13 protein-coding genes and 1 riboswitch are annotated in these 11,776 nt (G+C 52.0%); of the genes, 7 read left to right on the forward strand and 6 right to left on the reverse strand.

The window, feature by feature from the left end; all coding sequences use genetic code 11:
• Positions 1-8: 8 nt before the first annotated feature.
• Positions 9-437 (reverse strand): MarR family winged helix-turn-helix transcriptional regulator, encoded by a 429-nt coding sequence (locus tag C162_RS28235; protein WP_036700203.1) that lies wholly within the window; start codon positions 435-437, stop codon positions 9-11.
• Positions 438-538: 101 nt separating this feature from the next.
• Between C162_RS28235 and C162_RS28240 the strand changes: the two genes are divergently transcribed.
• Positions 539-1,321, forward strand: a complete 783-nt coding sequence (locus C162_RS28240) for a carbon-nitrogen family hydrolase (RefSeq protein WP_036700205.1) — start codon at positions 539-541, stop codon at positions 1,319-1,321.
• 30 nt (positions 1,322-1,351) lie between these two features.
• Here the strand turns inward: C162_RS28240 and C162_RS28245 are convergent, their stop codons facing one another.
• The gene (locus C162_RS28245) at positions 1,352-2,257 is read right to left on the reverse strand and encodes a lipoate--protein ligase family protein (protein ID WP_051493993.1); all 906 of its coding nucleotides are present in this window, start codon (positions 2,255-2,257) and stop codon (positions 1,352-1,354) included.
• 224 nt (positions 2,258-2,481) lie between these two features.
• Here C162_RS28245 and C162_RS28250 point away from each other — a divergent pair, with 224 nt between their 5' ends.
• The gene (locus C162_RS28250; RefSeq protein ID WP_036700208.1) at positions 2,482-3,369 is read left to right on the forward strand and encodes a CHAD domain-containing protein; all 888 of its coding nucleotides are present in this window, start codon (positions 2,482-2,484) and stop codon (positions 3,367-3,369) included.
• A 106-nt stretch (positions 3,370-3,475) separates the two neighbouring features.
• Here the strand turns inward: C162_RS28250 and C162_RS28255 are convergent, their stop codons facing one another.
• Positions 3,476-4,111 carry a ThuA domain-containing protein gene (locus C162_RS28255; RefSeq protein WP_036700211.1) on the reverse strand — a complete coding sequence of 212 codons (636 nt, stop codon included), beginning with the start codon at positions 4,109-4,111 and terminating at the stop codon, positions 3,476-3,478.
• 49 nt (positions 4,112-4,160) lie between these two features.
• Complete coding sequence (locus tag C162_RS28260) at positions 4,161-4,883, reverse strand: SDR family NAD(P)-dependent oxidoreductase (RefSeq protein ID WP_036700212.1); 723 nt, start codon at positions 4,881-4,883, stop codon at positions 4,161-4,163.
• Positions 4,884-5,112: 229 nt separating this feature from the next.
• Between C162_RS28260 and ytxJ the strand changes: the two genes are divergently transcribed.
• From ytxJ to C162_RS28280, 4 genes are all read left to right on the forward strand, one after another.
• Complete coding sequence (gene ytxJ, locus C162_RS28265) at positions 5,113-5,439, forward strand: bacillithiol system redox-active protein YtxJ (protein WP_036700214.1); 327 nt, start codon at positions 5,113-5,115, stop codon at positions 5,437-5,439.
• Positions 5,436-5,678 (forward strand): glutaredoxin family protein, encoded by a 243-nt coding sequence (locus C162_RS28270; RefSeq protein ID WP_036700216.1) that lies wholly within the window; start codon positions 5,436-5,438, stop codon positions 5,676-5,678. The genes ytxJ and C162_RS28270 overlap by 4 nt, the downstream gene beginning before the upstream one ends.
• A gap of 106 nt (positions 5,679-5,784) precedes the next feature.
• Positions 5,785-7,116, forward strand: coding sequence for a WD40 repeat domain-containing protein (locus tag C162_RS28275; RefSeq protein WP_036700219.1), 1,332 nt, complete (start codon positions 5,785-5,787; stop codon positions 7,114-7,116).
• A 205-nt stretch (positions 7,117-7,321) separates the two neighbouring features.
• Positions 7,322-7,491, forward strand: a riboswitch (cyclic di-AMP (ydaO/yuaA leader).
• Positions 7,492-7,625: 134 nt separating this feature from the next.
• Positions 7,626-8,081 carry a hypothetical protein gene (locus C162_RS28280; RefSeq protein WP_036700221.1) on the forward strand — a complete coding sequence of 152 codons (456 nt, stop codon included), beginning with the start codon at positions 7,626-7,628 and terminating at the stop codon, positions 8,079-8,081.
• A 519-nt stretch (positions 8,082-8,600) separates the two neighbouring features.
• Here the strand turns inward: C162_RS28280 and C162_RS28290 are convergent.
• Positions 8,601-8,798, reverse strand: a complete 198-nt coding sequence (locus tag C162_RS28290) for a hypothetical protein (protein ID WP_143804369.1) — start codon at positions 8,796-8,798, stop codon at positions 8,601-8,603.
• Positions 8,799-8,816: 18 nt separating this feature from the next.
• Positions 8,817-10,475, reverse strand: a complete 1,659-nt coding sequence (locus tag C162_RS28295) for a family 43 glycosylhydrolase (RefSeq protein ID WP_036700227.1) — start codon at positions 10,473-10,475, stop codon at positions 8,817-8,819.
• Positions 10,476-10,623: 148 nt separating this feature from the next.
• Here C162_RS28295 and C162_RS28300 point away from each other — a divergent pair, with 148 nt between their 5' ends.
• Entirely contained in the window at positions 10,624-11,508 is an 885-nt protein-coding gene (locus C162_RS28300) for an AraC family transcriptional regulator (RefSeq protein WP_036700247.1), read from the forward strand.
• The last annotated feature ends 268 nt before the right edge of the window (positions 11,509-11,776 follow it).

Genomic DNA, 11,776 nt, shown 5'->3' on the forward strand with positions numbered 1-11,776 from the left:
GGTTACGGCTACAGTACATTGATATTATGCTGCAGCCGGGTAAGCATCTCTGCGAGCACCGTGCGCTCCTGTTCGTTGAATCCGTTCAGCAGATCGCTGATGAACTCGGTCTTGCTCTCCCGGTAGTCATGGATATGATCCCGGCCCTGAACGGTCAGGGAGACAAGCGTCACCCGGTTATCGGATGGATTATTGCGGCGGGCAATCATCCCGTTCTCTTCAAGTCCCTTCAGGTGGCGGGTAACTGCTGCTGCATCGATTTCCAGAAGTTTTTGCAGTGCAATCTGACTGATCTCGGAAGTCCGGTACAGCTCTTGCAGCAGCCTGAAGCGGGTTGGCGTCATGCCGGCGCAGCGCTCGAATTTGGGGCCGATTTCTTTGTGCAGGGCCTGCAGCAGTTGAAAGATCTTATGTTCATCCGGCTGAACTTTGCTCAAGATTAACCCCCTAACGCAAGTAAATTGTGCAAAACCTTTTCGACAAAACATACTTTACACCCAATTCGTTGACCCTAATAATTTTTGGAGGAGGCTGCTGTATGAAAATAGCCCTGATTCAGCTCGATATAGCATTTGGCAAACCGGAGGTGAATTATGCTGCCGCCGTGCGCAAAATTCGTGAAGCTGCCGCTGGCCGGCCGGACTGCATTATTCTTCCCGAGCTATGGACAACGGGATATGATCTGACCCGGCTGGGCGAGATCGCCGACACCGGCGGACATACTACAGGCGCCTTGATGTCAGGTCTGGCCCGGGAATACGGCGTGAATATCATTGCCGGCTCCATTGCCGTCAGGCAGGAGAACGGCGGCATTACGAACAGTATGTATGTCTTTGACCGCAGCGGGGCGTGCACCGGGGAGTATAGCAAGCTGCATCTGTTCAAGCTGATGGAGGAGCATCTCTACCTCCAGCCCGGCTCCGCCAAAGGACTGTTCATGCTGGACGGCATTACCTGCGCCGGGCTGATCTGCTACGACATCCGTTTCCCGGAATGGGTCCGGGTCCATATGGCCGGAGGGGCTGAGATCCTGTTCATCAGCGCTGAATGGCCGCTCCCTCGCCTCTCTCACTGGCGCGCGCTGCTGATCAGCCGGGCAATTGAGAACCAGTGCTACGTAGTGGCATGTAACCGGGCAGGGGCAGATCCGGCGAATACCTTCGCTGGACATTCCCTGATTATCGATCCTTGGGGCGAGATTGTCAGCGAGGCCTCCGGCGGCGAAGAGATCCTCAGCGGCGAGCTTGACCTCGCCCGGGTCCGGGAGGTACGGGGGCAGATCCCGGTCTTCGCGGACCGGCGTCCGGAGTTGTATATGTAGTTGGGGGCTGTTTTTCGCATACAGCCCGCCTCAGCGGGCGTACCTCTCGCGCAGCATATGCGCTGCTTCAAGCACCTGCGGGTCGTTGTACCGCAGGCTGTAGCCCGTCTCCTGCTGCAGCAGTTCCGCCGGCAGCAGGCGGGTTCCCCGGCCGGCAACTGCCTGCCGGATGCCCGCGGTGAATTCGGCCGCCGAAGCCGGGCCGCCAAGCTCCGCGAGCGCGGCGATGGTCTCCGGCCGCACGCGCGGATAGTCCAGGGAGGCATCGCCGTCCGCTGCATCCTGATAGAAGCGGCGGATGAGCTCTCCGCGCGCGAGCCCCGGGCCGGACACAATCACAAACGCGTGGACGAAGTACGCGCTGCTCTGTCTGCGCTGGGCGATGCCGCAGAACTTGCGGCCGCCGATCGCCAGGTCGAAATCACCGGGGCAATACGACCCGGTGACTTCTTCCGCCCGGATCTGCGCCGCTGCCTGCGGATAGCCCGCAGCTACCGCTTCGGTAATGACCGAAGCCAGCAGCCGGAAATCATCGTGGAAGTCCAGCTTGCCCGCAGGCTTCGGCAGCAGGAGGGACACGTTGATGACTCCCGCATCCAGCGGTACCGCAGCGCCGCCCGAATGGCGGACTGCCGTACGGATGCCCTGCTGCTCCAGCGCCTGCATCGCCTCTGCTGCGCGGGGCAGCTTGCTGTCCCGCAGCCCCAGCGCGACTCCGCCGGGGTGGCTCCAGAGATGCAGCACCGGCGGGACCCTCCCGGCCCCGACATCACGGCACAGCACCTCTTCAAAAGCGAACGGAATCAGCATATCCTCCGCAGATGCCTCTTCTCTCTCTTCCCCTGCTTCACCGCCGGTATGTGTGAAGAGGATCATCTGCTCCGGCAGCCTTCCCGCCGCCCCGCTCTCCAGTACATCATAAGGCTCACTCCGCATGCTGATTCCCCTTTCTATCTATAAGACCTGCGCTAATCTTAGCTCCGTTAACTATTCACATTGTAACCGATCTCTACCCGCACCGTACAATCGGCAATGTATCCCCTTACAGATTTGAAATGGCGGAGCGAACCCGTTATCCTTAATGTAGTACAGAAGAATATACCAGCCATAAGATCCGCGCATAAGCTCATGCTATACACAACCTCTAGGAGTGATGCTGCATGACAACCGAACCACAGGCAAAGGACAGGCAACTTAGTAAATCCAGGCAATGGGAACAGGCCATGCACAAGCTGTATATTAATTTTCAGGACTACAGCAAGGATGCACGCAAAGGGTTCAACGATGAGGATATTCATCAGGCCAGAGTCAATAGCCGCAAGCTGCTGACGCTGTTGTCCATTCTTGATCCGGGCCATACTGCAACGGCAGAATTGTATACAAGCTTCAAGCAGGCCCAGAAGAAGCTCGGCAGAGTCCGTGATGCAGATGTGCTGATCGGGTCTTTTGAGGACCGGCGCAAGGCGGCGGAGGCGGCGGGCGATAAGAAGACTGCCAAGCTGCTGAAGGCGGTAATCGAACACCAGAAGGATACACGGAAGGCTGCCCGCAAGAAGCTGAAGAAGGCACTGCCCAAGCTGTCCGGCCACGCGCTCGAAGCGCTGTGGACACCTTTTATTAAGACAGGCCTAGAACCCCTCGCTGCCAAAAAAGACGCCAATGTAGCCATGCGCGAGCTTGAAGTCGCCTTTGAACAGAAGAAAAAATCCTGTAAGACCCTATTCAAGGGTCCGGCAGCCGAATCGCAGGAAGCCTTCGAAGCTCTGCATGAGCTGCGGATCGCCGCCAAGGAACTGCGTTATACGGCAAATGCGGCTGCTTTTGCGCTAAATCAGAAATTCCATGCCCATGAAGCCTTCTATAAGGACATTCAGGACCAGCTCGGACTCATTAATGACAAGCGGGTATGGCTTGAGACGCTGCAATCGATTGGGCGCGAAGAGCTGGATGTCGGCAAAAAGGTCTGGGCCGCCTTCACCGATACGCTGCGGGCAGAGGTACTGGAAGCTCTTCATCAGAACGAGGTCGTCCCTGTTGCTGATGCTTAAGCCCCCGAAATAGGGCATCATAGCTGATCATCCCATTTCTTACACAAAGGCAGGACACCGCATGTTATCCAAGCGGTATCCTGCCTTTTATCATAAGCGTCACGTATTACAGCATTCCGGCAGCCCACAATCCGCCTCTGCGGATCATCCGGCGCAGCGGCTCTGAGGAGAAGGAAGGCAGATGATGCCCAGGCATCAGATAGACCACCCGGCCTTCACCGAAGGCATGGCACCATGCCGCCGGTCTCATCGCTCCGTCATGCGGATATTCGGCCAGCACCGTTGTCCCGAAGTGGGGATGCTGCTCGAAATAATAAGGCTCATCCTCTATAACAAAATCAGATATCCCCTCCATAATCGGGTGCTCCGGCGCAGTCACCTTCATCTGCAGCGCTGTGAACGCCGGATGATGGGTGAACCGGGCACCAAGCATCGCCCCAAGCTCCTGATTACGCTGCAGGGATATGCCGTTGTGCACGACAAGCAGCCCGCCGCCGCCAGCCACATAAGCGAGCAGGGCCCCGCTCTGCGCAGTGGGTAATTGCTCCTCGGAGAACTCCGTATAGGAGATCACCAGTCTGCATTCTGCCAGCTCTGCCCGGTTCATCCGTCCGTAATCCTCCGTGGAGACCACATGGAACTCGGGCTCAAGGAGCTGCTCCAGTTCACGGTCTACTCCCTCGAAGGGATGGTACTTCACTTCAGTATAGCTGCCGAACGCCAGTGCTTTGTATGAAGACATGATGTACACACCTCTCTTTTGCCAAGATAGCCTGTCCTGAATGTTCGTGTCACCAGGGCCAGAGATTGCCGTCCAGATCGATAAAAGCCGGTTCTTCAGCCAAATACATCTTATGGTTATGAACGATTGTCATAATCTTGCCTGCCGATTCTTCAGGAGTTACAGGCGCCTTCGCATCCTTCTCCCCGTTCATATAGGTCTGCAGCCAGCCGGGATGGAAGACCATCACTTGTCCGCCCATCGCACGCAGATGATTGTGCAGCAGCGAAGACTGCATATTAAGTGCGGCCTTGGACATACAATAGCCATACATATTGATCCGCTTGTTCCGTCCGATGCTTCCGGCCTCCGACGAGATATTAACCACCAGACGCTGGCGGCCTTGCAGCAGTAAGCCCATCAATGCATTGCTCACTCTCAGCGCACCAAGCGTGTTCACGTTATAAATCTCCGCCATCGCTTCATCATCCATATCCACGAGCACCGTTGCATCATCCGACCGGTGGATAATCCCCGCGTTATTGATAATCATATCAAGGTGCCCTGTACTCCCGGCAATACTCCGTGCAGCCTCCTTTACGCTCCCTGCATTGCCGATATCAAGAGGGACCAGCCTCAGGCTATCCGGGTATTGCGCTTTCAAAGCTTCCAATGCCGCAGGGTCCGGCAAATACTGTCCGGCAAACACCATGTACTTACTCTCCAAAAGAGATCGAACGAGACACAATCCCAGTCCACGGTCAGCACCGGTAACACAAGCAACCCTTTTCATGAGCTCCCCCCTCATATCTGCATGATTATGCACCGAGCCTAGATTCATCCCTCTCACATTAGCATGGCCTCGGGCCGTTAACAACATCCTTCAAGGGAGGGGCCGGACTAAGCAGAACTTTACTTTTGCTTTAATTTTGAACTATGTTACAATCATGATTAATAGTTGTTAACAACACAATTGTTGACAACAGGTTTCATTAACTCTTACCCAGGAAGGTGATCCTCCGATGTCTATTCAACAAATTCACACTAAGGAAGAACTAGAGCAATATATCGGGCAGCCTGGCAAAAAACTGCTCTTCAAGCACAGCACCACCTGTCCGATCAGCGCCAAGGCCAACGAAGAATTCCAGGCCTATGCACAGCATTCAGATACTCCTGCAGCCGTTGTCCATGTGATCGAAGACCGTCCTGTCTCCAATCAGATTGCTGAGGATTTCGGAATCAAGCATGAATCCCCGCAAATCTTCCTGCTGGAGGACAGCGAAGTCCGCTGGAACACCTCACACTGGAAGATTACCCAAAAAGCGATAAAGGAAGCAGTGGAGCAATGAGCGCGAACGTAATTGTCTATTCGACCTCCGGCTGCAGCGAATGCAATCAGGTCAAGCAGTTGCTGGAGAGCAAAGGCATTCCCTTCGAGGTGCGGGATGTGATGATAAGCTCGGTCTATCAGGAGGAAGTGGAGAAGCTGGGCTTCATGGGCATTCCAGTCACTGTATCCGGGGACCGGGCAGTCAAGGGCTTCAATCTTCCTGAGCTTCAAGAGCTTATGGATGCTGCTGTTCTGTAATATACACAAAGGTGCTGTTCTCTCAACAGGAGCAGTACCTTTTTTTGCGATTCATTGATGTAAAATATGTATGTTTATATATATCTGGAACAGGAGGACTGATCAATTGAACTGGCTACAAAATGAGCAGGCTGCCAAATGGCGTGAAGAAGGGCAGCGTTATGCGGGCGACGTTAACCAATTCGTACATAAAGGACTGACTGAAGGCTGGGACAAAGCGGGAAATGAACCCGCAGAGGATACACGCGGGACCCTCGCCGCCAAAATCTATAAGATGATTCGAGGAGCTAATGAGCACGGTGAGATGGCTGAGCTGCGGGCGCAATTGCCGGCGGCAACGTGGCCGCTCTCCGGCCACTTTCAGAAGGAGATGCAGGCGATTCGCGGTATCCATTTCATCAGTGATGATGCTGTGGTATTCAGTACCGGTACCCCCTGGGAGAAGAATGCAGTTGTGGTTGTACATAAGGATGTTATTTCCGTATTCGGCGAGTTTAGCCTGGTTGGGGCATCACCTGATAATCAGTTCTATGCGCTCGCCGGAACTCAGGGGATTACCATTATGCAATCCATGAACAGCACACTTCAGGGCACAGTTGTAGCAACCCTCTCATGGCGTGAGCTGAATGGAACGATTCAAGCGCTGGACCCGGACTTTCCCGTCTTGGACATAGACAGCCTGGACCAGGCGTTACCCTTGGAGCAGGTCATTCCTTTTAACGGGGGCGGGGCGTTATTGCTTGTTATGAGCCAGGGAATTTTCCTGGTCCAGCAATCGGAGGAGAAGCCCTGGGAGGTGAATCTGCTGCATCCTGATCTCGAAGAATATAAAGCAGATGAGATAGAGCACATTGAAATTGACATGCCGCATGGTGCCGTCTCTCCGGATGGAAGATGGATTTCCTATGGCAGCCAGGGCAGTGATCATCTTTTATATGACATAACTTCAGGGCAGGTTCACTTATTCAATCCGGAATCCAGTTACCCGCACTATACTATATTTACGAAGGACCAGCATAGCGTATGGTTCAATGCCTGCCACTTCTATAATGGCGTTACCCTTGCCGTTCCCCTTGAAGATGTGGTAGCAGGAAAACTCCCGGCAGACCAGGAATATCCGCTTGTTAACGAGGAAGCCCGGGTGTATGCAGCGGCAGCGCTGAAAGAGGGTGTTGTCATTGGCGACGCTTATGGCTACTTAAGGCTCATTGATGCAGAGGGGCGGGAGCTGTGGCGTTATTATGCCGGAAGCACTATTTCAGGGTTAGCTATCAATCCGGATGAGACGCTGCTGGCTGTTGGGACTTATGGAGGGATGCTGCACTTCCTGGACCTTCATGCAGCGCAGCGCAGCGACTATGAGATTACAACAGGAACCGTTCGTGAGGTGAAGCGGATCATTGCCTGGAAGAATCAGAAGGTTCCGCTGTGGTGGTGATCTCTGCCAAAAATAAAAAACAGCGCTTGAGCGAGATAAATGGCAGATAATCTGCTACATATAGGTGTTTTAGCTTCCCTATGCACAGCCATTCAGCCATTTGCTGAAAAAAAGGCGAATAGCACTCTTTTCCATTTTTACAAACCCCCTCCGAAAAGAGTATGATTCGTGTTGAAAGCAAATGAATGCATTCATGAAAACAATCAATGCATGCACGCTGAATTTCCGTCATGTGGAAAACGGGGGAACCATCCGGCCGTCAGGCCGACTTGGGGTGAATCCGAAGGAGAATGCCACGCGCAGGTCTCCGGCAGGTAGGGCGACTCTCACCGTCCGAATCCGACAGCTAACCTCGTAAGCGTAAGGAGAGAGCCCTGATCCGCCACGCTTTTGTGCCAGGCGTCTTACGCCTGTTATCCACAACCGCAGGCAGAGGTCCTCCTCTGCCTGCGGTTTTTTGCGCGCTGGAATGAATTGCACAGTATAGATTCAGAAAGGAACGTGACCACATGCCTGACCCCTTATCGCCCACGGCAGCCGCTGCTGCCGGATTCAACCACTACACCCGGCAATATAGCAGTCCCGTCTATGCGCTAAGCTGCCTTCTGCTGGAAAAAGGCGCCCGCGCCGAGCAAGCAACCACCGCCACCTTCGTGGCACTCCATCCACTATGGCTGAAGAGCAGCCTCTCAGGGGACAGCGCTGCTGCGGCTGCCTACAGAGAGTGCATCCGCCAATGTGCTGTGCTCGCCCGGGATCATAGCCGCTGCGCTGCTACCCTGCTTAATTGGGACGATCACGTTGCCAGTGCCTTATGGTACGGCATCCAGCTCCCCCTGCCCGACATCAGCCAGATCCTGGATTGCAGCATCCTCGAGCTGAAGGCCCGGCTTAGAGGAATACGCGAACAGATGGCAGCCGCCCATTCTGCCTTGCCTGCGGTCCATCGTCCTTCGGCGGGATGAGACTGGGTATAACGCGGGATACGCGGGCTATAGGAATGAGAGCCGCGGAACGAGTTGGATGTGGCGGGATTAGGGTACGGATGTCGAAGAAGGTGATGGATGGTGAGCCATGCGGACTACAGATCCCCTATTTCGGCAAATGGGACCATTCCGAAGGCCATGCGGACTGAGAGGCGCTTAATTAACCTATTCCGCCTCATTTCCGTCTCCACACAGCCCTTTAACGTCCTCTCTGTCCGCAAAGGGGAGAGAATCGGTCTTTTTCACAAAATAAGGGCCTCTGGGTCCCCCTACAAAACAAAATGACCCCTCAAAGTGGGGCTTTAGCTTCGATAAATGACTCAGGTACTTTGCGGGGATCCCAAAACATATAGATTCTATCAAAAAAAGCCGCAGCATCCGCCGCGACTTAGTCCTTGATTCTCAGCACCAGCATCCATGCAGTGCTTGGCTCACCTTACATAGCTCAACCATCCGATGCATCGATCCTGTCTTCGCCAACCGTTCAGTACATAGAACTCAGCTCTTGCCCTTACCACCCTTACCGCCCTTGGCAAACCGCCAAAAAGCCATACAGCAGCCGAGCAATCCGGCTCCCAGCATAAGAGTCTGTAACGCCCCCAGCCAAGCCGACTGAGCCGAGGGGATCAGGCTGCTGACAATAATGAGCAGGATAGAGACCGCGACCAGCACGGGGGTTTGTCTACTTTTCTTCACAACCATTCACCACTCCTGTTAGTAATTCTTAACTCTATAGTACTCAAAATCAGCGTAGGAGTCATGCTGGTGGGCATCCACGGAGCCGATGAAATTGAACAAGCCTGTAAATCCGCCAATCTCCCCCGGCTCCCCGTTCACGCCTTCATCCGACAGATAGAGAGCATCGATATTCTCTGCAAAAGCTTGCCAATCCCCGTTATCCCCGAAGCGGTAAAGGATACTCGCGATGCCTGAATGATAGATCAGCTTGAGCTCCGCTGTGTCTTCAGGGACTGGAATGTAATTGTGGACCAATTCAATACGTTCCCCCAGCTTGGCCTGCAGCACAGATAGAACGGTGCCCTCTGATTCGGAGTGGGTCAAGTGAACATACAGCCAATTATTCGAATCATAGTATAGCCCCATCCCCGCCGTTTCCGAATAATGATCGGGATGAAATTCCACCTTGGTTTGAACTTCATAATGAAGGGAGGTTGCACGCGTGGCCAACATCGCCGGATTAATCTGCGAGAAGAAAGAATTCCCTCCATGAATGCGTAAGTAACCCGGACGTTCAACCGTATTCACCCATGCTGCTTGCTGGTCCCGGTATGGAGTCAGAAAATGAATATCATAGTGCTCCTGGTTAAAATCATCGAATACATCATGAGAGAGCCTGTCCCCCTCTAATTCAACACCTGTTAACCCCTCAACTTCCATTTTGGCTACATTCGATCCATCCTTCATTTCCAGCCAGCCGTCTACTGTCCAATGCATTTTTTGGATCGAGGTTTCACGGCCTAATGGGTTTAAAAGCGTTCCTTCCACAGGCCGTGACATTAGATGGGCAATGTACCATTCGCCTGTTTGGGTTTGAACTAATGAGCCGTGACCTGCTTTTTGCATGATTGAGCCTGGATTATACATCTCAAAATGCCCGGCATCCGGATTACCCAGTGAGAATAGATGGCGCGGCGAGGAGGTGATAATGGGCTCTCCCGACGGATGCGGTTCATAGGGGCCAAAAATATTCTCCGCACGTCCCAGCTCAACACCATGAGCATATCCCGTTCCGCCAGCAGCTAATAGTAGATAGTACATATCTCTATATTTATAGATCTGCGGTGCTTCAGCACAGCCGCGGCTGGTGAATCCTTGCGTCACCCGGTGCCATTGTCCAGCGATCTTCCCCTCATTCAAATCAAATTCAGCGATCACAATATGTCCAGGCGCCTGATACCCTTCACGGGTCTCCCATTCAAGAATGGACACATAGTGTTTGCCGTCTTCATCATGAAACAGCGCCGGATCGAAACCGATGGATGTCAGATAGATAGGCTCCGACCAGGGTCCATGGATATCTTCTGCCCACATGGCATAGGAATCCGAGTTAAATTCACGGCCTGCCATGTTCAACATATGCGAATAGGCTAACCAGTACCGGTTCGTAGAAGAATCATAGGATAGATGCGGTGCCCAGATCCCGGCTGGAGTATTAGTGCCTCTTAGATTCACTTCACCTTTATTCAGGGCAAAGGCCGTCAGCTCCCAGTTCGCTAAATCGGTTGACTTGAAAATTTGAATGCCGGGATTCCAATGAAACGTGGATGTCGCAATATAATACACATCATCCACTCTAATAATAGAGGGATCTGGTGCCATTCCAGGGATTATTGGATTATTAATCTTCGTCATTTATTTGCTTCCCTTCGCTGTTTAGCCATATTATTTACCCTTTTTCTATTGCCTATGTATATTATAATAACTACTAACGTACTTAAGCGATGGGATGATTACGGCTAGATTTACCCAAATCAAAGGCAGGTGCTGCAAATTGGAACATATGAATAGGTATCACACAGGTGCACAGACGCTGCTGCTGCCGCGCATTGATTGGAATATACGCTTTTTTGGCGCACATACACAGACTGTTCCTGCCGATTGGAGCATGACTACAGAATCCCACCATGCCTTTGAGATTCTGATTGTGCTGGATGGGGCTCAGGAGACAAGAATGGATCATGAACAATTCATTGTGAACCGTGATGATATTCTGCTGATTCCGCCTGGGTTCGAGCATACGAATAAGTGTATTTCCGCTACATCGATGACCTATTTTTGTGCTCATTTCGATATAGACGAGCCCTCCTTGCGGATGCAAATCATGAAAAACTGTGATTGGGTCTATACGCCCTCCAATGTGTATCATGACCAGTTGAAACAATGCCTTCAAAAATGGATCGATATTCTGCATGAGCCTGAGTTGTCGTTCACCAAAGCGAAGCTAAAAGCACAAATGGTCTTGTTCGAGTTATTGGAGGTGCTGGTAGATATCCAGCCGGTCCTGACGGAGATACGTGCTAACCAGTCCATGACCACTGCGAAATACGCCAAAGAAATTGCCGAAGCCATCAAGAGTGCTTTTAAGAAAAATTGCACCCAGGGAAATTCAGACTACACCATTCGCATCCAGCCCATCATTGCTTCGCTAGGGATCAGCCCTAACTATGGATTAGAGGTATTTCAAAAAATATATAAAATGTCGCCCCGCACCTATCTATCTGACTTAAAGCTACAGGAAGCCAAAATATTACTCCAGCAGCCCAGGATATCTTTAAATGAGATTTCAAATCGTTTAGGCTACAAGAACCTCTCCCACTTCAGCAGACAATTCAAAAGATGGACAGGAGTTAACCCTTCTGACTTTCGTAAAAAAAATGGTGTATAAGCAAACACCCACCTGCCTTTATGGACGGATGGGTGTTTTGTTACTTTTAGGTTATTTGCTATTATTTTTTTCATAAGCTTATTTCGATATATTTCAATGCTATTCTTTGATTCAATAAAACCATTCTTAAAATATTCATATTCCGATTGTAAAATGACATCATTATTTTTCAATTCAGATACTAGGGCGTGTCTTAAAACTAGATATTGCTTCCAACGCATAACCGTAGCATAATTTTACAAGGACGCAATTACGAGGAGCTTGTAAA

Origin of the sequence: Paenibacillus sp. FSL R7-269 (genome assembly GCF_000517865.1) — a bacterium.
GTDB lineage: Bacteria > Bacillota > Bacilli > Paenibacillales > Paenibacillaceae > Paenibacillus_AQ.